This is a genomic window from Trichocoleus sp. ST-U2, from assembly GCF_039961875.1.
Classification (GTDB): Bacteria; Cyanobacteriota; Cyanobacteriia; order Cyanobacteriales; family FACHB-T130; genus FACHB-T130.
In genome coordinates, this window is record NZ_JAMPJY010000002.1 from 61,774 (window position 1) to 80,275 (window position 18,502).

Here is an 18,502-nt window from a genome sequence, read left to right on the forward strand (position 1 = left end):
CGTTGCTAAACTTAACACCGGGGTAGATGACCACTTATGATTAATGAGTTATACCGATTGGCTTTCCTCTAATGCTGGCACGGAATTAGAGACTTTGTGAATGGGGAAGTGTATCAATCATTAAACGTACAAAACTAGACATCTTAGCATCAAATGTCCTACAAGTTATTATTCGTTTGCCTGGGTAATATTTGCCGGTCGCCTGCGGCAGAAAACATCATGAACCATTTAATTGAGCAAGCAAACTTAGGGGAACGGATCATCTGCGATTCTGCCGGTACAGCTGGTTATCACATTGGTCGTTCCCCGGACCGACGCATGGGAGTAGCCGCAGGACACAAAGGAATTAAACTCCAAGGTCAAGCGCGGCAGTTTCAAAGGTCTGATTTTGAGGACTTTGACCTAATTCTGGCAATGGATCGGGAGAATTACCGCGATATCCTCTCCCTTGACCCATCAGGGCACTATCGGGACAAGGTGCGGCTGATGTGTGACTTTTGCACCCGCCATACTGCGACTGAGGTTCCTGACCCCTACTACGGTGGCCCGGAGGGGTTTAACCAAGTCATCGATTTACTTTTAGATGCCTGTGAGGGTCTGCTACAACACGTTAGTCAGGCTAATCGCTAATGGGCTAATTCGATTCAATAATTAGCCATTAGCAATTGACTATTCCACTAGATGATGCTCTAAGGCAAAACGCACCAGTTCGGCTCGGTTGCTAGTTTCCGTTTTTCTCAGCAGGTTGCTGACGTGCTTTTCCACCGTCCGAGGACTGAGGTGCAACTCGTTGCCGATGTCGGCGTTAGATAAACCCTTAGTGAGTAAATCGAGAACTTCCTGTTCTCGCTGAGTTAGGTTGAATGAGTTTGAAGGAGTATGTTGGGGAAGCCCAGGAGCTTCCACTTCCTTCTCTGGTGTGGCAACAGCATGAATCAGCGATCGCCATTCGACTTGAATCATCTGCGATCGCTCTAAAAGATTGCGAATCACTGCCCCTAACTCATCCAACTCAAACGGCTTGGGCAGATACAGATCGCAGCCTAATTGGTAGCCCCGAATCCGTTCTGAGGTCGTTGCACGCTCCGTTAAGAAAATTACTGGTAATAGACGAAACGCTGGGCGTTGACGGAGACGCCGCACCAGTTCATAGCCATCCATCCGGGGCATCATAATGTCTGTTACCAGCAAATGAGGATGATATGACTCAACTAAACTGAGAGCTGCTTGACCATCCTCAGCTGTAATAACTGAGTAGCCAGACATTTCCAGATAATCGCATATAGAAAGCCGAATTCCTGGATCGTCATCGGCAACCACGATGAGCAAAGGCATGGGCACAGAGGAAGAGCGTACATAACCCCTAGAATAGGTCAAGTCCATCCTAAAAGTGGGAACACTGTTCTGCCTCTTAAGGTGAAAACTGACCAATGCGTGAAAATCAACTGAAACGGAAACTCAAGCGAGGTGAGGTTGTCCTCGGCCCGTTCATCAACTGCGCCTATCCGGCATTTATAGAAATCTGCGGACACGCAGGATTTGACTTTGCCGTGATTGACATGGAACACGGTGCCCTCAACACACTGGTTGCCGAAGACCTGTGCCGTGCAGCCGACTGCGTGGGATTGGCACCAATTATACGCATCCGCAAGAACGACGCACCGCAAATTCAACGGGCACTGGACATCGGCAGTGCCGGTGTCCAAGTGCCTCAAATAGAAACTCAGTCCGACGCAGCGGATGTTGTGCGTGGTGCCAAATATAGCCCTCTTGGTTCGCGCGGACTTTCATTTTACACCCGTGCTGGCGTGTACGCAGCAGCAGGGACGCAAATTACAAATCAGCTCAACGAAGAATCTCTGATTGTCGTTCACGTCGAAGGGATTCGCGGCGTCGAAAATATTGAAGAAATTGTCAGCGTGCCCCACATTGATGTCATTTTCCTCGGCCCTTATGACTTGTCGCAGTCTTTGGGCATTCCGGGGCAAGTGCAAGACTCGCGGGTAATTGAGCTGATGCAAAAATGCGTTACCACGATTCGCAAGGCTGGGAAATCTGCGGGCACATTTGCCGATAATCCTGAAACAGCGAAGCAGTGGATTGATGCCGGAGTTCAGTACATAACTCTCGGTGTGGATGTCGGTATTTTCCTGCGAGCGTGCGAGGCTTTGGTAAAAGCAGTGCGAACTTAAGGCTGCCAGTTCAGTAAAATCCCAGAGAAGGAAGAAATATGTAAAACTATATCTAAATTTTTACATTTCACTGAGTCATTGGGAGGGAATCTTTATCAAAAATTTGTATTATTTTTGTATCATAAACAACCAAATTAAAAATTCTAAGTTTATGCTTAAAGAATAGCCTTCCTAAAGTAGGAAGGAAAACTGGGGATCGAAGCGTACTGGAGAAAAAGCGATGCAAACGCTACCGGGATCGACGGATTTGGCTTATGCCATGATGTTTACCTTACACAAAGTCCATTCCGTAAAGATAGAAGGTTTTAAGCCATTCTTTAGCGATCTTCCTGTTGACCCTTACATCAAGAATAATTATCGTTTCAGAAGATTATCTCGGTTCAAAGTATTTGGAAATGACTTAGTCAAACTACCGCATGGTTACTTGTTTCAAAGCAAGCAATACAATCCATTAGTCGGCGATATCAAGCGAGAGTATGCCGAACTAGATGATGCCATTACGAAGCTTGAAGATTTCAAAAAACTTGTTTTGGCATTTATTGATTACTGCCAACTCGACCCAGAAGCTGTTGAAATAGGAGTTCATCAAATTAGAACGACCTGTTCGCCAGATAATTATGGAAACCCTGCCCCTGAAGGGATTCATCGGGATGGGACTGATTTTGTCGGCATATTTTCTGTAGGGCGGGAAAATATTCAAGGTGGAGAAACCCATCTCTACAAATCCAAAAAGCATGACCCGGTTTTTTCTAAAGTTCTTCATCCGGGCGAACTGCTATTAGTCAACGATCGGGAATTTTTTCACTATACAACTCCCATTCAGCCACTATTTCACGGTGAAGGAACAAGGGACGTATTTGTTCTGACTTGCCCCAGCTTATTGACAAATTAAGAAGGAGAAGGATTGAATTTCTCAGTTTTAGCTGTGCCTTTTTAGTTACTGTTTTGAGCAGCTTGCACGAGCGTCTCGGCATTGAGAGGTAGAGTCTCTAAACTTTCGTATTAGCCATAGGGGCACGGCAACGCTGTGCCCCTACTTAAACTTAAACTGAGGGGATGTAAAACTTAGCCACTCCCCTATTTGCAGAAGCTAGCGGACAGACCTCAATTTCCTCGATTAGAGCCATATTCAGCATCCTTCGAGTTGAAGCTTTGTCTTCGCTCTAGAATGCCAAATTTATGATAATTAGAGCCATTTAAATGGCGGAAACCCTCAAACTGCTGGGTTCGCCCAAATTGCCTTGTAAAACAACGCTCCGCTGATTGGCATCAAGGTGGCGCAGAATTTTGTAGATTGCCTCAATTTGATCGGAGGCACCCGCTTTCTGAGCCAACTCAGTCAAAGAAAGGGGAGCGCCTTCCTCTTGTACTGCCTGCAAAACTCGTCTTTGCAAGTCGAGAATGGCGGCGGCAGCCTTTTTCCCCGCTTCTACCCCTGGCTGGTGATAAGCATTGATATTGGCCAGGAACCCATAAAGTCCAACAGCCCGGTCATACAAAGCAATTAAGGCACCTACCATGCGGGGATTTACCTGAGGAATCGTCACGGTGACAGAATCCCGCTGGTTTTCATACAAAGCTTGTCGGGTTCCCTGGAGTAAACCAGAGAGATAGTCGCCGGATGTGACTTCCGGCTCGACGAAGGGGGAGTTACCCTGCCGGTCTTTTAAGACTTCAATGAAAGTCAGAAAGAAATTCGGGACGCCCTCTCGCAACTGCTGCACGTAAGCGTGTTGGTCGGTTGAGCCTTTGTTGCCATAAACAGCAATCCCTTGGTAGACGATATTTCCGTCAAGGTCTTTTTCTTTGCCCAAAGATTCCATGACTAACTGTTGCAAATAGCGGCTGAATAGCAGCAGGCTGTCTTTGTAGGGCAACACCACCATATCTTTTTCGCCCTTGCCATTTCCGGCGAAGTACCAGCTCATCGCCAGTAGTGCGGCTGGATTTTTCTTGACTTGGGGCAGGCGAGTGGCAGTGTCCATTTCTTTGGCACCGGCAAGCATGGCGCGGATATCGATTCCCTGCAAGGCGGCTGGGAGCAATCCTACGGCTGACAGCTCCGAGGTACGTCCTCCCACCCAATCTTCCATTGGGAAGGTTGCCAACCAGCCTTCTGAGTTTGCCTGCCGATCTAATTTGCTGCTTTCCCCGGTAATGGCAACAGCTTGAGGGGAAAAATTCAGATTCTGCTCAGCGAAGGCTTTTTGCACTTCTACCATGCCATTGCGGGGTTCTGGCGTCCCCCCTGATTTGGAGATGACTAAGACGAGGGTGCTGTTCAGCCGATCTTTGAGCTGGGAGAGGATACGGTCAATGCCCGCCGGATCGGTGTTGTCAATGAAGTGGATGGCGAGGGGCGGGAAGTCTGGGGCGATCGCTTGGGCGACAAATTGGGGACCGAGTGCCGATCCGCCGATACCGATGGAAACAATATCGGTAAACTTAGGAGCGTTGGGTGGATGAATTTCGCCGCTGTGGATTTTTTGGGCAAATGCTTCAATCTGCTCTAAAGTTTGGACAATCTGTTGTTTGATTTCCGGAGTGGGCGCTAAATCCGGGTCGCGCAGCCAGTAGTGACCTACCATGCGGTTTTCATCAGGGTTTGCGATCGCGCCTCCCTCCAGTGCCTCCATCGCCTGAAACGCCTTCTCAAACCTCGGCTGCATCGCCTCGACAAACTCACTATCAAACCGCATCCGGCTGACATCGAGGTAAAAGTCTAACCCCTCATGGTAGTAGAGCCATTCTTGGTAACGTTGCCAAAGTGCAGCAGCATCCATAAGTAAATCTCAATAAGCGTGTTTCCAGTCAACACAAGTTTAAGGTAAGCTTCAGCATCACTTTTGACGAATTAGCCTGTCAATTCGTTAATTGGGTAATTCTCCCACCCCAAATTGAGATTCAGAATTGCTTTAGAGTCCTGTACAGCTAGATTTATCTGAGATAGCCAGGAAAATTCATTAGACCGCTCTATTCGGTCTTACAACGACCGGCTTTCAACTCGAAAACCTCTTAAAGACGCGGTTTGGGCAGAACCCGCAGAAATTTAACAAGATGCCCGGTCACTTCAATCGCAATCAGATAGTCATCTATCGTAAAGCGGTAGAAGATACTATCAGACCCGATTCCCCGGAGTTCCGGCAAATCGGTAATTCGCTCGATCCGCATGAACTCCTCAAAGACGAATTCATATATCCGCTCTCTAGCTGCGTATTCTAAGTTCTTCAGGTCTCGCAGAAAAGACCGGGCATAGCGCACTTCTAGTTTCACAGGGCAACTGGCTCTTACTCCAAATGGCAGATACTTTTTCTTTTTACTGCGAAATTTGGCTAAAAGCGATTTTTACCCCTTGATTCAGCCGACGAACAGGGGAAAACTTAGGGGAAGTGCAACATCCGGAGAGCTTCTTCGCGGGTTAGGGTTTCCCCCGGCTGTACGGTATGCTTCGATTCCTGGATGGCTTTGAGCATATACAGGTCATAATAAATCTGTTGTAGAACTTTCCAGGCGTCATCCAAGTTGTCATCAGCGAGTTGATCGATTAAATCGGGTAGCTGAGCAGTTAAGCGTTGTAATCGACCTCTGAGAAAATTCATAATTAAACACTGGCGAACAACGTAACATTCCCTAGAGCCTTCTTGTTAGAGGGATCTTGGACAATCTAAAGCTTAGAGCTTAGAGTTTATAGTTTATTGAGTCTCACAAGCGTGGCATGGTTGGCTATCTCATCTTTTTGACAATTTCTACGACAATTTTTGCCCTGTTTAGCTTGGGTTTAAATTTACAGTGGGGCTTCACCGGACTGATAAATTTTGGGCATATTGCCTTTATGACAGTCGGTGCATACACCACAGTGTTGTTGAGCTTGCAGGGGGTTCCCCTAATTTTCGGGGTGGCTATCGGTGCTGTTTTAGCAGCGCTGCTAGGACTGTTAATCGGATTATCAACTCTACGGTTGCGCGAGGATTACTTAGCAATCGTGACCATCGGCGTTTCCGAATTGCTCCGTTTAGTTGTCAATAATCAGCCATTGCCAATGGGCAAAGAATTCCGGCAAGGATCGTTTGGGGTATATGGATATGCCTTGCCACCAGGAGATAAGCTTGGTTTGATGGTGTTGTCGCTGCTGGTATTGGGGTTGACGTTTTGGCTGCTGGAGACGTTGGTGCGATCGCCTTGGGGTCGAGTGCTAAAAGCGATTCGAGAAGATGAGCAAATTCCTAAAGCATTAGGAAAAAATGTCTTTTGGTACAAATTACAATCTTTCATGCTGGGAGGCGCGATCGCCGGAGTCGCTGGGGCTTTTTTGGCATGGCAGACGACAACGGTTTACCCGAATAACTTTGAGCCACTGACGACTTTCTACGCTTGGACGATTGTTGTCTTGGGCGGTGCGGGTAACAACGTGGGCACAATCCTGGGGGCGGTGATTTTCTGGGGTTACGATAGTTTGACTCGCTTTTACTTACCTCAGTTGGTGCAACTGGATGCCTCGCGGGAAGGGGCATTTAGAATCATGGTGATTGGTTTAATCCTGATGGTGCTGATGGTTTGGCGTCCACAAGGTATCTTAGGGAAAAAAGAGGAACTGACCCTTGGCAAATAACTCGCACATTCCGCCCAATCGGTTGTCTGAGGGGTCTTTAAATGGGGGCGGCAAGCATCTCGAAGAAAGCCCCGATTTAGTCGAAGCAGACCCAAAACCCCCACTCTCAGAAATCGCTTTACTCGCTGCCAGCGGACTCTGTAAAAGCTTCGGCGGAGTTCGGGCTGTCGATAATGTCGAGATTACGGTACCGCAAGGCAGTATCACGGGACTGATTGGCCCGAATGGTGCTGGCAAAACGACGCTATTTAATCTCCTATCAAACTTCATTCATCCAGACAAAGGGCGGGTGATTTTTGACGGCGAACCGATTCATTCGTTGCAGCCGTATCAAATTGCTCAGATGGGAATGGTTCGTACATTTCAGGTAGCGCGGGTGCTATCGCGGCTTTCGGTCATGGAAAATATGCTGCTGGCAGCTCAAAAACAGACGGGGGAAAACTTTTGGAAAGTTTGGTTTCAACCCCATCTGGTGGCGAAGGAAGAACGGCAGCAGCGAGAAAGAGCGATGATGTTGCTGGAATCAGTGGGGTTGGCAGCGAAGGCGCAGGATTACGCCGGGGCGCTCTCTGGAGGGCAACGCAAGCTGCTGGAAATGGCACGGGCGCTGATGACGCAGCCAAAGCTGATCTTATTGGATGAACCGGCGGCTGGTGTGAATCCGACGCTAATTAGACAAATCTGTGACTACATCACCCAATGGAATCAGGAGGGTATGACCTTTTTGATTATTGAACACAATATGGACGTAATCATGTCTTTGTGCGATCGCGTCTGGGTTGTCGCTGAAGGTCGCAATCTTGCTGTGGGGACTCCGATTGAAATTCAGCGCAATCCACAAGTCTTAGAAGCTTACCTGGGGCAATAGAGCAGCGATTGTGTCTCATTGGTTAGCAGTAATTACCCAGACGTTAGTTTTGCTCTTGAGTGGCGCGGCACTTTTCTTGAGTTCCTGGATTGTGGTTCCAGCGCCCACGATGTCCCTACTGCCATTAGGGGTAGGGGCACCAGAAGTCAGTCCTTGGTTGGTGGTGCTAAACGCGATCGCAAGTCTGTTGGTGCTGGTAACGATCCGTCGCACTCCGTGGCAATTTTTAGCTTTGGCTGCTAGTTTGCTAGCACTGCTTTTGAGTGTTTTGCCACTGTTACAGATGCCAGCGACACAACAGCATCTAGCCGTGGCAATGCAAGAGGGTCTCGGAGACTATAGGGGAATTTTGCCTAATCGTCAGCAAACAGGGATGCGCGAACAACCGTTCGTCCTAGCTGATGTGTTTCGAGGCATCAATCCGGGTGAAAGTCGCTATACCTCTGGCATCGTCTTTTCAAACCCAGATGGTGTCCCGTTGAGCATGGATCTCTACCGACCGCCGCAAGTCGGCAATTATCCAGCGCTAATTATCATCTACGCTGGGGCATGGCGGAGCGGCGACCCAACCCAAAACGCTGATTTCAGCCGTTATATGGCAGCGAGGGGCTATAGTGTCTTTGCCATCGATTACCGACACACGCCGCGCTACCGTTTTCCCGCGCAGCTAGATGACGTGCGTGCCGCCTTAGCCTTCATCCACCAACACGCAGCCGAGTACGAGGCTGACCCAGAACGGATTGCATTCGTTGGACGTTCCGCAGGCGGACATTTAGCAATGCTGGCGGCTTATGAGCCGGATGCACTGCCTGTAAAAGCAGTGGTTAGCTATTATGGCCCAGTGGATCTGTCTGGAGGCTATGCCAACCCGCCACGCCCCGATCCCATCGATACGCGAGCGGTTTTAAAAACATTTATGGGTGGAACGCCTGCGACCATGCCCGATCGGTATCGTCTAGCTTCACCGATTAGCTATGTTAGGCGATCGCTACCGCCAACTTTATTGGTGCATGGAAGCCGCGATAATTTAGTGCAATTAAAATTTATCCAGCAAATGCATCAACGTCTGCGTGCAGATGGAAATATATCTGTTTTGCTGGAAATTCCTTGGGCTGAACACGCTTTTGATGCTGTCTTTCAGGGGCTGAGCAACCAGTTAGCGCTCTATCATACTGAGCGATTTTTAGATTGGGCACTGCGTTAATTCAAAAATGACTATGTTCGCTAATTTTGATGTGACTAAAATTGATACCCCTGAAGCAAGAATCAATTTAGTCAAGGCGGGATCTGGCCCTGCACTACTGTTGCTGCACGGCTATCCTCAAACCCACGTCATGTGGCATAAAATAGCACCTCGTCTCGCCGAGAATTTTACAGTAGTGGCACCGGATTTGAGAGGCTACGGCGACAGCTCTAAGCCGGAAGGCGAACCGGATCATCGGAATTATTCAAAACGAGCGATCGCGCAAGATCAAGTCGAGGTGATGTCAAAATTAGGTTATGAAGAATTTTATGTAGTCGGTCATGACAGGGGCGCACGAGTCGCTCATCGCATGGCTCTCGATCATCCTAATCGAGTTAAGAAACTAGCATTATTAGATATCGCGCCCACGCATAAAATGTACGCGACGACCGATCGAGATTTTGCCACGGCTTACTACCACTGGTTTTTTCTCATTCAACCCGATGGCTTACCCGAAACCTTGATTGGCGCTAATCCTGAATATTACCTCCGTACCTGTTTAGAAAGATGGAGTCAAGATTTTTCTGCGTTTGTTCCGGAAGCCTTGGCTGAGTATATTCGGTGCTTTAGCGATCGCGCTGCGATTCATGCCACCTGCGAAGATTATCGCGCCGCTGCTACCATCGATTTAGAACACGATACCCTAGATATGGAGAAAAAAATTCTCTGTCCGGTGCTAGTTCTTTGGGGCGGAAAAGGAATTATTGGGCGCAAATATGATGTTTTAGAAACCTGGCGCGATCGCGCAATTGATGTACGCGGTAAGGCTATCAATTGCGGTCACTTTCTACCCGAAGAAGCGCCAGAAGAAACTTATCTTGCCCTGTCTGAATTCTTGGCAACGTGAAGGTGAGATCCCGGACTTTTTAAAGGAGGCGGGGAGCTGAAGAGATGGCTGACAAAAAATAGAATTGCTACAGTGAAAATTTATATTCTCATCCTAAAAAAATTGCCAAATTGATTCTCAAATATATCCAGAACTCATGCAAAAATTAGCTGCGGGGCTTGTTTTCGGAATGCTTGTCCTGGCTGTTGGCGCTGGAGGCTGCGATTTGATCCCTAGCCCTGATGGTGAAATTTCGCCAGATGAAACATCACCAACCGCCCTAAGCCCCACGCCTAGTTCCTCTAGTAATTTCCTAACCTTGGAAGAGTATACTCACGAACTCATCAACCAATATCGAAAGTCCCAAAATTTGCCACCTCTGACGCTAGATCCTCGAATTAGCAAAGAGGCAAGGGCACACAGTCAGGCAATGGCAAATGGTGCGGTTCCTTTCAGCCATAATGGATTTGAGCAGCGAGCGAAGGCAATTGGTAAATCAATTTCTTATGGCGGTGCATCTGAAAATGTGGCATACAATCAAGGCTTTAGCGATCCAGCCAAGCAAGCAGTAGAAGGTTGGATAAAAAGCCCCGGTCATCTGAAAAATATTCAAGGTCAGTATGATTTAACTGGGGTAGGTGTTGCCAAGAACGCAAAGGGCGAGTATTACTTAACCCAAATATTCATTAAACGCCGATAAGGAGAGAAAATTGGAAGATTTTCAGGTATGCGATCGCGACCTTTCCGAGGAGATATTGTCTCAGTATCTGCAAGAGTCAGCGATCGCAGTGGATACGGAAACAATGGGATTGATACCCCAACGCGATCGCTTATGCTTGGTGCAGCTGTGCGACTCCCAAAACCGCGTTACAGTCGTGCGAATTGCCAAAGGACAGATAGACGCTCCCAATTTAAAACAACTGATGGAAGCCCCCAATGTCCTAAAACTATTTCACTTTGCCCGTTTCGATGTTGCCCAACTACGGCAAAATTTAGGCATCCATGTAACTCCAATTTTTTGTACTAAAATTGCCAGCAAGCTTGCTCGCACCTATACTTCCCGCCACGGTTTGAAGGAGTTGGTGCAAGAGTTAGAGAAGGTAGAACTCGACAAAACGGCTCAAAGTTCAGACTGGGGAAATGCTGCAAACTTATCCGAAGAACAACTCCGCTATGCAGCGAATGATGTTCGTTATCTACTCAGCGTGCGACAAAAACTAATTGCAATGCTGCAACGCGAAGGGCGGTGGGAAGTTGCCCAGCAATGTTTTGAATGTTTGCCCACGATTGTGACTTTGGATTTGCTGCAATATAAGGATATTTTTGAACACTAAAAACGTGGATACAATAACTTATAAAATTCACGTCCTCTAGGGGCATGGTAATGCCATACCCCTACACAAGAAATAGCGGTTAAATCTACGTTTCTCATCTATTAGCGATTACTGGTTCACAATTCATTAACAGCTAGCAGTCAGAATCGTCTCAACTGGAAAACCTACTGCTTTCCACGCCGCTACCCCCCCTCTGATTTCAGACACTTGTTGATAGCCAGCCGCACGCAGTTTTGTAGCACCAACTGCGGTTTCTTCATCGGTTTCACCGTAAATGTAAATATCACGGGTGAGTTCCAATTTGGTGAGGGCGCGATCAACTAATTCGTTCATCGGCATGGGGATAGCTCCCATGATGTGGCTAATATTAAATTGGCTGCGATCGCTTACATCAATAATCGTCAAAGCCGGTTCACCCCAGTCTAGCCGCGCTTTCAGGTCATAAACACGAGATTGGGCTTGCAGCGTTGGCGGTGACGGAATAATCCAAAAGAACTTATTCATCGCTGGGTATCATTCTTCTATGGCGTTCCCTGAAATTTAACAATAATTTTTAACATTTGCAAATTTTTATAGATAAAGTATTTACACTTGGGGGAATTTATGCCTATTTGTATAGGTGAAATTACTTAGAAAGTATAATCATTAGCTTTGACGATAAATGGTAGAAAAAATCTAAGATTTTGTTTTCCTGTATTGGCTGATTACTAAGTATTTTTTAAAATTTATTTTCTGAGAACTTTCAATCGTATTAAACGCAAAATAACCTTTACCAAAGGCATTTTGACAAAACTATAGGAAATTTTTTTCAATGAACTGAAAGCTTTAACTGCAAATCAGGCAAAAATGCTTGATAGAAAATGGCTGTAATAAGATTTAAAATATAAGGTGTTTCAGGACTGGCATTAAGTAAAAATGTTCCCTGTCAAATCCGTCTCATCATAAAGTAATCCAACCAGGCTTGGGGAGCCGGGTTAGGTTTCGGGAATTGCAGGAAGAGAATGTAATGAATTAGCTAGATTAAATTTCAAATATTTAATCTAGCTAATTCATTACATTTTGAAATCATAATTCATTCTGCTTATTGCTTCTGAAGAAACGATTGCCGTGTTAGAATCGCTATCGATTAGATGAGCTTTAGTAGTGGTGCAAGAAAATGGAATTCAATGAACTGTTAACCTTAGCGCTGATGCTTAGTCCGGGTCTTTTACTGTCAATTTTGATATTGGCTGCTTTTGCGGCTGGCGGCTAAGACTATTTTTAGGTTCAAATGGGAAATTCCCTGAAACAGGAAGCCAATTGGCTAGTTGCCAACTATGCGATCGCAAGTTGGTAATGGAACGAGCAACTTTAACCGAAGCGATCGCCTAAAATGCCAAAAATAGGCGATAACTTCTCATCGAAACAATATCCTCTCTTGAGCTAGAGACAGAATTGCGATCGCAGATGACATATCGCTGAGAATTTGACTAAATTTAATCAGCGAATTTTTCGCTGTTAGAAGGTTTGTGAGACAGGGAAGAACCAGTCAACGATTCATCCAGCTGCATCCGTTGTTCAAGCTGGCGTAAGAAATAGCCAGTCATCATGGCTGATGCCAATAGACCTGCTAAATTTTCTCTGTCGGTCGTAATTTGAACGTTAAAATTCTCTGAGGGAAGCATTCCCACCAGTCCCTGAACGTTCTGCGAGACGATTTGCTTAATGTCCGGCGTGACAGATTTGGCAACTCGCGCTAAAACTTCTGGAGATTGGTGCTGAATATATTGGAGGAGCTGATTGACTTGTGCATCTTCAGGCTCGCGGTCGAACAATTCAGGGTTAAACACCATTGGAATAAAAAGATTTGAGTAGCTTTCCTTCTACTGTAAACGATTGTGTTGTTTGGCTACTCCATACTCTTGGTTATCAAATGTAAGCCGATAGAGAGATTTTTTGAAAAAGATGCTCTGTGAAACACCAAATGGCTGATTTTACGGTGCATCCTGCTGAGTCAGTTGGGGGAGTTGTTCGACTTCAAAATATTGATGAAATTTTTCCGTAACCTGTAACCAGTAGGAACGACCATCGGCTTGTCGGCGCTTGCGGATAAAACCCAGTTCGACAAGTTCCTGGACGTGCTGATAAGCTCCCGAACCGCGCAAATCGACCAACTCAGATTGGGTAATGGGGCCTTTGAGGGCGATCGCTGCCAGCGTCCTCAAGGCTCCTACCCCTAAGTCTAGCGGCACTAACGCCTCTACCAAACCTTGAAAGGGCGAGCGCAATTGTAAGGTAAAGCCTTCAGGCGTTTCCACCACTTCTAGGGCGCTATCCCGGTGGGCATAGTCAGTCATGAGTTCAATCAGGGCATCTTCGGCGTTATCGCGATCGCATTCAGCATATTCGGCAATTTCGCTAACCGAGATCGGCTTACCCTTGAGATAAAGAATGGCTTCAATTTTCGAGGCGAGGCGAGGCATCATTACTCATTCGTCATTAGTCAGTCATTGGTCATTCGTCATTAGTCAGTCATTGGTAAGAGACTCTGAACAAAAGACGAATGACTAAATGGGTTAGTCTAGCTGGCGTCCGGTGAGTTCAACGAAAATATCTTCTAGATTGGACGGGCGAACCATCATACCAGTTTTATCTGGTGCAGCGTCAAGATAAGCGTTGGCTTTTTCCAGATTGGGGAAGAATTTGTATTCCCAGCGATCTCCTTGTTGTTTCATCACCAACCCTTCGCCGTGTTTAGAGCGCAACTGTTGCAAGGTGCCAAGCTCAATCAACTGACCGGCATCCATGATACCAATGCGATCGCACAAATATTCCACCTCATCCATATAATGAGTCGTCAGCAGCATCGTCATCCCTTGCTTATTCAAATCTCGGATAATTTCCCAGAGACGGCGGCGCGTTTGCGGGTCTAATCCCACCGTTGGCTCATCCAAAAAAAGAATAGAAGGTTGATGCAATAAGGCTCTGGCAATCTGCAATCGGCGCTTCATGCCACCTGAAAGGGTTTTTACCAGGCTATCTCGCCTGTCTACCAGTTCCACGTATTCCAGCCATCGATCGATGTCCTGCTGTCGCTGGTGCTGGGGAATATGGTGCATCCGCCCATGCAGTTCCATATTTTCCCAAACCGTCAAATCGGCATCCACGCTGATTTGTTGCAATACCACCCCAATATTTTGTTTTACCTGCAAAGGTTGTCGTACCACATCATATCCAGCGACCTCAATTTGACCTTCACTGGGTTTTGTCAATGTGGTTAGCATCCGAATTGTCGTAGATTTCCCTGCACCGTTAGGGCCAAGGAGTCCAAACATCTCTCCAGATTTAATCGTAAAGCAGAGGTCGTTGACGACAGGGATTTTGTTGTAGAGTTTGCGGACGTTCTCAAGGGAAACAGCAGTCATAGGAATTATTAAAAATTAGAAATGATTGGACTTTCAATATTTAATTCGCTATTTTCCTTTTCCTCCATTTCTTGCAAAGATTGCCAGCCTGCTTGCCACTGGGAGGGATTTTTTAGCAGCTTGGCGTTAATCCAGAAACGCACATTTGGGTCACAGGAAGCAACCATTTCTGCAAAAACAAACTTACCTTGGTTTTTGCGATTCACTACCTGAAAATGTCGCCATCCCCACGTTTTTTGCTGGGCTGTCCATTTGGAACCAACTAAGTAGGGAAATTTTTGTTTTTTCTGCATTTTCTACTTAATAAAATATTTTTCAACAAAAAATACTAAATCATGTTGCTAGATTTTTGGCACTTCTGAATTAGATTTATTGCACGGCATCATCAGGACAATTTGCTCTTGATTTTACGCACGCAACAGACGAGACGAATGAAGAAGTGAAGGATGCGATAGCGAAGCGCCGACCTGTCGGTTCGCTCTTCCCATCCCTCACAAGCGCGATCGCATCCTACTACTGGCTTTACTCAAGAGGGTGTTTTGAATCACTCTCAGCCAAGTAAACATTTTCAAGAGATTCTCTAGCCGTGTCGAGATTCTCTTGTTCTTGTGTGGTTTCCGCTGGTGATTCGACTTCGCCTGCTTCAATTTGCTGCTGAAATTCTAACAGCGTCTCATACATTTCTTCGTTAATGTTGAATATGGGTTCTTCAGTCATGAATTAATCTCCGTTTAAAAATTGTGACTTTAAGCTGTTTCCGATTCTTCCTGAGAGGTAAGCTGGGCGATCGCTTGTTGGAATTCTTCCACCGAGCTGATGGTAATTGCCCGTCTATGAAGCTGTTTTAGCAAAGCTGGATCTTCTATGCTAGTGACGCTCTCGACAATTGAGCTAGGTACCGTTTCAAACCGCGTCTCCAGAACTTCAATGATATTCTCTCTAGAATTCTGTAAGATTCCCTTGCGGATGCCTCTCCGCTCAATTGGCGTGATAAAGGGCATTCTTCTTTCCTCCTCGTAACGACTTAGTGTTTCTTCAAACCCAAACTGTAATTCCTCTGGTAACACCATCATCCATTCAATTAACCGGAACAACTCTAGGATGTTTTCTCGGCTGTAGCCTCGTTCATATAGCCCTCGAACTAGGCTCAATTTCCACTCTAACCGTCCTTCGGGATTGCGGCGCGTTGCCTGTGCTTTCAGATGAGCCATGATGATGACAGCAAAAGGATTAGTGCTTTGCTCTAAACTTTGCCACTGCGCTTCATAGTCCAATAGTTTGACAGTGGGAAACCGCAAACTAACTCTTGCGCCCCAAATTTCATAGCCATAACTCTGCGGACGCCAAGACACTTGCTCGTCTGCTAAAACTGCTAAGCTGGCAACTTGCCGCCGGTATCGGTCAAAAAGGCGGTAATTATAGACATACATCCGCTCAGCAAAATTAGCATCGACTTTGCTTTGAACTTCGATGTGAATCAGTACCCAAGTTTCTTCGCCGTTTTGTCGCCAGACTTTTACCAGTTTATCGACTCGACGCCTCCCCAGTTCTGCATCGCGGACGACTTGTTGAAGTTCGGTGTCGAGAAATTCGTAGCCCTGCGACCAGTTGATGTCAGCATAAGCTTGCGGGAAGAAGAAAGCCATGAAGTCAGTAAAATAAATCTCCAAAGCTTCCTTCCAAGGGCTATCGTAATCAGCCTGAGGGTTGGTCATGATTCAGGAAGATTCGCGATCGCAACTGGCTCCACTGGATCGGCAAGCTCAAACCGGAAGACGCGAGAATAAAAGTAAAATTCCCCATCAATGGCGCGTTTAATATTCTCCGAACGGCGAAAACCGTGTTGTTCGCCCTCAAAAGGAACATAAGCAACCGGCAACCCTTTGGCACGTAAGGCCTCTACCATCATTTCTGCTTGGTTGGGTGGGACAACTTTGTCTTCTAGCCCTTGAAAGAAAATGACCGGACAAGAGAGATTCTCCGTAAAGTAAATAGGCGATCGCTCTTGATAAATATCTTGCCGTTCTGGGTAAGGGCCAATCAGCCGATCCAGATAGCGCGCCTCAAATTTGTGGGTATCTCTGACCAGCGCCTCTAAGTCGCTGACGCCGTAGTAACTCGCACCTGCCTTGAAGACATCGCGGAAAGTCAGGGCGCACAGCGTCGTGTAGCCACCCGCACTACCACCAGCGATCGCCATCCGGTTTCCATCCACCAAGCCTTGCTGGGCAAGATATCGCGCCCCATTCACGCAATCATCGACATCCACAATGCCCCACTGCCCATCCAGCCGTTGATGGTAGGCACGTCCATAGCCGGTGCTGCCGCCATAATTCACATCTAGATAAGCAAATCCGCGACTTGTCCAGTATTGAATCCGCAAGTTCAACTGGCTAGAGGTGGCTGCTGTCGGTCCTCCGTGGCTTTTGACGACCAAGGGCGGCAACTCACCATCGGGTGCCCTATAGTCGCGGTTTTGGGGCGGGTAGAAGAAGGCGTGAGCGGTTAATCCGTTCTCGGTAGGAAATTCAATCGGTTGTGGGACAGACAAATACCCAGCGTCAATTTCTAACTTACTGGAACGCTGTAACACTTCTATCTGCCGCGTAGCCATATCCATTTGGATAATCGAGCTAAATTTGGTCGGCGAACCAGCAATGAACGCTACACGACCCGCAGATGCTTTGAGGGACGAAATCTCAGTGTAGTCTGTCTCAATTTGCTTCAGTCCTGTCTCCGTGTCGAGACTTGCCAGATGCCAAATGCCTTGCTGAGTGTAGGTGCAGATAATCCGTTCTTCAGATTCAAAAGCATAGGTGGACATCCCAAAAATCCACTGTGGAAGCCCAAATTCAGCCTCCATTTCGCATAGCGGTTCGATCTCTTTTTCCCCTTTTTCGAGGGGGATTAAGGAGGAGCGAGATTGCCATCTGTAGAGATTCCACCACCCACTGCGATCGCTAACAAAGTGTAAAATGCCATCCGGCGACCATTCTGGCTGAAAAATAGACTCATCAACGCCACCAGCAACCCGTTGGCTTTCACCCAAGGAACCATCCGCTTTAATCTGTGCAACCCATAATTCGGTTCCATCCCACGGCAGATTCGGATGATTCCAAGTTAACCAAGCCAGCTGAGAACCGTCAGGACTGAGACGTGGAGATGAGTAAAAGTCGTTTCCAGACACTAACACCCGAATATCATCACCATCTTCCAAGTTGATGCTAACCAAGGTATTGATTGGTTCGCGATCGCCTGTGGTGTGGTCTTCGCGCACAACATACAACCGCCGCTGTTTCCGGTCAATTATTCCATCCGCATAGCAGAAGCTTCCTTCTGGTGTCAGCGGTTGCGATTCTGCACCTGGAGTCTGCCGATAAAGGCGCTGATCCGCAAAATTAGAAAAATAAATAGTGCCATCAGCGACGCAGAAGGCACCGCCGCCGTATTCATTGACGCGGGTTCGGACGTTAAAGGGAGGTGGAGTGACATCAATCGTTTTCCCCTCTGGGGTTCGTCGCACAATTACATTCCGTCCGGCTTCTGCGGGTCGCCCTTCAATCCAGTAAACATCCTCGCCATCAAAGGCAATCTGCCCCACTCCAATCGTTTCAGAAACAATTAAGTCAGAGGTGATGGGCGATTTCCAGGAACCATAAGGTGCTACTTGTGCTTGGGTCATGTTTTTACTTTTACAATCAAATATTGATGAATGTATCCACTTTAGGGCTAAATTACTATCTTCCGAGTATTAGATTACTGGAGTTTTGTCAGTTAGTTTTCGTTCTTTAACCCAGCAGAAGGGTTGGGTTTCAGTATCTTTGAATCCAAGCTAAGGATTCAGTAATTTTGGGGCAGACAGAAACTTTTTGAAAATGCGAAATGTTGCATATTTATCGCAATTATATTTAAGTTTTGAGATGCCAGGGTTTCAGATCCCCGACTTCTTAGAGAAGTCGGGGATCTCGCCTTCACGAATTATTGATGTCTGCTATACAAACTCTATAGCACTAAAAAACTCTAGTA

The 18,502-nt window shown here is 46.8% G+C and carries 21 protein-coding genes; 9 read left to right on the plus strand and 12 right to left on the minus strand.

The features are described 5' to 3' along the window. The first annotated feature begins 153 nt into the window (after positions 1 to 153). Positions 154 to 630, plus strand: coding sequence for a low molecular weight protein-tyrosine-phosphatase (locus tag NC996_RS01550; RefSeq protein ID WP_190685559.1), 477 nt, complete (start codon positions 154 to 156; stop codon positions 628 to 630). Positions 631 to 669: 39 nt separating this feature from the next. Here the strand turns inward: NC996_RS01550 and NC996_RS01555 are convergent, their stop codons facing one another. After that, entirely contained in the window at positions 670 to 1,335 is a 666-nt protein-coding gene (locus NC996_RS01555) for a response regulator transcription factor (RefSeq protein ID WP_190410902.1), read from the minus strand. A 95-nt stretch (positions 1,336 to 1,430) separates the two neighbouring features. Between NC996_RS01555 and NC996_RS01560 the strand changes: the two genes are divergently transcribed. Both NC996_RS01560 and NC996_RS01565 read left to right on the plus strand, forming a co-directional pair. Beyond that, positions 1,431 to 2,192, plus strand: coding sequence for an aldolase/citrate lyase family protein (locus tag NC996_RS01560; RefSeq protein WP_190685564.1), 762 nt, complete (start codon positions 1,431 to 1,433; stop codon positions 2,190 to 2,192). A 220-nt stretch (positions 2,193 to 2,412) separates the two neighbouring features. Further along, entirely contained in the window at positions 2,413 to 3,084 is a 672-nt protein-coding gene (locus tag NC996_RS01565) for a 2OG-Fe dioxygenase family protein (protein ID WP_190410567.1), read from the plus strand. Between the two features lie 304 nt (positions 3,085 to 3,388). Here NC996_RS01565 and NC996_RS01570 read toward each other — a convergent pair whose 3' ends face one another. From NC996_RS01570 to NC996_RS01580, 3 genes are all read right to left on the minus strand, one after another. Further along, positions 3,389 to 4,975, minus strand: a complete 1,587-nt coding sequence (locus NC996_RS01570) for a glucose-6-phosphate isomerase (protein ID WP_190685567.1) — start codon at positions 4,973 to 4,975, stop codon at positions 3,389 to 3,391. 232 nt (positions 4,976 to 5,207) lie between these two features. Continuing rightward, the gene (locus NC996_RS01575; protein WP_190410569.1) at positions 5,208 to 5,465 is read right to left on the minus strand and encodes a cytotoxic translational repressor of toxin-antitoxin stability system; all 258 of its coding nucleotides are present in this window, start codon (positions 5,463 to 5,465) and stop codon (positions 5,208 to 5,210) included. 107 nt (positions 5,466 to 5,572) lie between these two features. Next, a complete protein-coding gene (locus tag NC996_RS01580; protein WP_190410570.1) occupies positions 5,573 to 5,791 on the minus strand; it encodes a hypothetical protein in 219 nt (72 codons plus the stop codon). Between the two features lie 116 nt (positions 5,792 to 5,907). Here NC996_RS01580 and NC996_RS01585 point away from each other — a divergent pair, with 116 nt between their 5' ends. From NC996_RS01585 to NC996_RS01610, 6 genes are all read left to right on the plus strand, one after another. Further along, entirely contained in the window at positions 5,908 to 6,801 is an 894-nt protein-coding gene (locus NC996_RS01585; protein ID WP_190410571.1) for a branched-chain amino acid ABC transporter permease, read from the plus strand. A gap of 112 nt (positions 6,802 to 6,913) precedes the next feature. Next, positions 6,914 to 7,669 carry an ABC transporter ATP-binding protein gene (locus NC996_RS01590; RefSeq protein ID WP_347276536.1) on the plus strand — a complete coding sequence of 252 codons (756 nt, stop codon included), beginning with the start codon at positions 6,914 to 6,916 and terminating at the stop codon, positions 7,667 to 7,669. Between the two features lie 10 nt (positions 7,670 to 7,679). Next, the gene (locus tag NC996_RS01595; RefSeq protein ID WP_339380313.1) at positions 7,680 to 8,873 is read left to right on the plus strand and encodes an alpha/beta hydrolase; all 1,194 of its coding nucleotides are present in this window, start codon (positions 7,680 to 7,682) and stop codon (positions 8,871 to 8,873) included. 13 nt (positions 8,874 to 8,886) lie between these two features. Continuing rightward, entirely contained in the window at positions 8,887 to 9,759 is an 873-nt protein-coding gene (locus tag NC996_RS01600; RefSeq protein ID WP_190685569.1) for an alpha/beta hydrolase, read from the plus strand. Between the two features lie 136 nt (positions 9,760 to 9,895). Beyond that, the gene (locus NC996_RS01605; protein WP_190685572.1) at positions 9,896 to 10,438 is read left to right on the plus strand and encodes a CAP domain-containing protein; all 543 of its coding nucleotides are present in this window, start codon (positions 9,896 to 9,898) and stop codon (positions 10,436 to 10,438) included. Between the two features lie 10 nt (positions 10,439 to 10,448). Next, positions 10,449 to 11,072 carry a ribonuclease D gene (locus NC996_RS01610; RefSeq protein WP_190685574.1) on the plus strand — a complete coding sequence of 208 codons (624 nt, stop codon included), beginning with the start codon at positions 10,449 to 10,451 and terminating at the stop codon, positions 11,070 to 11,072. Between the two features lie 126 nt (positions 11,073 to 11,198). Here the strand turns inward: NC996_RS01610 and NC996_RS01615 are convergent, their stop codons facing one another. The 8 genes from NC996_RS01615 to NC996_RS01650 all read right to left on the minus strand — a co-directional run bounded on the left by NC996_RS01615 (position 11,199) and on the right by NC996_RS01650 (position 18,158). Beyond that, the gene (locus NC996_RS01615; protein ID WP_190439339.1) at positions 11,199 to 11,576 is read right to left on the minus strand and encodes a rhodanese-like domain-containing protein; all 378 of its coding nucleotides are present in this window, start codon (positions 11,574 to 11,576) and stop codon (positions 11,199 to 11,201) included. A gap of 971 nt (positions 11,577 to 12,547) precedes the next feature. Then, positions 12,548 to 12,904 carry a DUF760 domain-containing protein gene (locus NC996_RS01620; RefSeq protein ID WP_190410577.1) on the minus strand — a complete coding sequence of 119 codons (357 nt, stop codon included), beginning with the start codon at positions 12,902 to 12,904 and terminating at the stop codon, positions 12,548 to 12,550. A gap of 141 nt (positions 12,905 to 13,045) precedes the next feature. Then, complete coding sequence (gene scpB, locus NC996_RS01625) at positions 13,046 to 13,534, minus strand: SMC-Scp complex subunit ScpB (protein ID WP_190672548.1); 489 nt, start codon at positions 13,532 to 13,534, stop codon at positions 13,046 to 13,048. A gap of 93 nt (positions 13,535 to 13,627) precedes the next feature. After that, positions 13,628 to 14,476: an ABC transporter ATP-binding protein gene (locus tag NC996_RS01630; protein ID WP_190685578.1), complete on the minus strand. Its 849-nt coding sequence runs from the start codon at positions 14,474 to 14,476 to the stop codon at positions 13,628 to 13,630. An 8-nt stretch (positions 14,477 to 14,484) separates the two neighbouring features. Continuing rightward, positions 14,485 to 14,769: a TIGR02450 family Trp-rich protein gene (locus tag NC996_RS01635; RefSeq protein ID WP_190410579.1), complete on the minus strand. Its 285-nt coding sequence runs from the start codon at positions 14,767 to 14,769 to the stop codon at positions 14,485 to 14,487. Between the two features lie 229 nt (positions 14,770 to 14,998). After that, positions 14,999 to 15,193, minus strand: coding sequence for a hypothetical protein (locus tag NC996_RS01640; RefSeq protein ID WP_190430895.1), 195 nt, complete (start codon positions 15,191 to 15,193; stop codon positions 14,999 to 15,001). A 29-nt stretch (positions 15,194 to 15,222) separates the two neighbouring features. Then, positions 15,223 to 16,191, minus strand: coding sequence for a transposase (locus tag NC996_RS01645; protein ID WP_190685581.1), 969 nt, complete (start codon positions 16,189 to 16,191; stop codon positions 15,223 to 15,225). Then, the gene (locus NC996_RS01650) at positions 16,188 to 18,158 is read right to left on the minus strand and encodes a S9 family peptidase (RefSeq protein ID WP_190685584.1); all 1,971 of its coding nucleotides are present in this window, start codon (positions 18,156 to 18,158) and stop codon (positions 16,188 to 16,190) included. Before NC996_RS01650 ends, NC996_RS01645 begins: the two co-directional genes overlap by 4 nt. Positions 18,159 to 18,502 lie beyond the last annotated feature (344 nt).

Bases quoted from the DNA above. Each gene is read 5' to 3' on its own strand.
- NC996_RS01570 (WP_190685567.1), bottom strand. From the start codon at position 4,975: ATGGATGCTGCTGCACTTTGGCAACGTTACCAAGAATGGCTCTACTAC.
- NC996_RS01550 (WP_190685559.1), top strand. From the start codon at position 154: ATGTCCTACAAGTTATTATTCGTTTGCCTGGGTAATATTTGCCGGTCG.
- NC996_RS01620 (WP_190410577.1), bottom strand. From the start codon at position 12,904: ATGGTGTTTAACCCTGAATTGTTCGACCGCGAGCCTGAAGATGCACAA.
- NC996_RS01650 (WP_190685584.1), bottom strand. From the start codon at position 18,158: ATGACCCAAGCACAAGTAGCACCTTATGGTTCCTGGAAATCGCCCATC.
- NC996_RS01555 (WP_190410902.1), bottom strand. From the start codon at position 1,335: ATGCCTTTGCTCATCGTGGTTGCCGATGACGATCCAGGAATTCGGCTT.
- NC996_RS01585 (WP_190410571.1), top strand. From the start codon at position 5,908: ATGGTTGGCTATCTCATCTTTTTGACAATTTCTACGACAATTTTTGCC.
- NC996_RS01600 (WP_190685569.1), top strand. From the start codon at position 8,887: ATGTTCGCTAATTTTGATGTGACTAAAATTGATACCCCTGAAGCAAGA.
- scpB (WP_190672548.1), bottom strand. From the start codon at position 13,534: ATGCCTCGCCTCGCCTCGAAAATTGAAGCCATTCTTTATCTCAAGGGT.
- NC996_RS01565 (WP_190410567.1), top strand. From the start codon at position 2,413: ATGCAAACGCTACCGGGATCGACGGATTTGGCTTATGCCATGATGTTT.
- NC996_RS01645 (WP_190685581.1), bottom strand. From the start codon at position 16,191: ATGACCAACCCTCAGGCTGATTACGATAGCCCTTGGAAGGAAGCTTTG.
- NC996_RS01640 (WP_190430895.1), bottom strand. From the start codon at position 15,193: ATGACTGAAGAACCCATATTCAACATTAACGAAGAAATGTATGAGACG.
- NC996_RS01605 (WP_190685572.1), top strand. From the start codon at position 9,896: ATGCAAAAATTAGCTGCGGGGCTTGTTTTCGGAATGCTTGTCCTGGCT.
- NC996_RS01560 (WP_190685564.1), top strand. From the start codon at position 1,431: ATGCGTGAAAATCAACTGAAACGGAAACTCAAGCGAGGTGAGGTTGTC.
- NC996_RS01615 (WP_190439339.1), bottom strand. From the start codon at position 11,576: ATGAATAAGTTCTTTTGGATTATTCCGTCACCGCCAACGCTGCAAGCC.
- NC996_RS01635 (WP_190410579.1), bottom strand. From the start codon at position 14,769: ATGCAGAAAAAACAAAAATTTCCCTACTTAGTTGGTTCCAAATGGACA.
- NC996_RS01630 (WP_190685578.1), bottom strand. From the start codon at position 14,476: ATGACTGCTGTTTCCCTTGAGAACGTCCGCAAACTCTACAACAAAATC.
- NC996_RS01580 (WP_190410570.1), bottom strand. From the start codon at position 5,791: ATGAATTTTCTCAGAGGTCGATTACAACGCTTAACTGCTCAGCTACCC.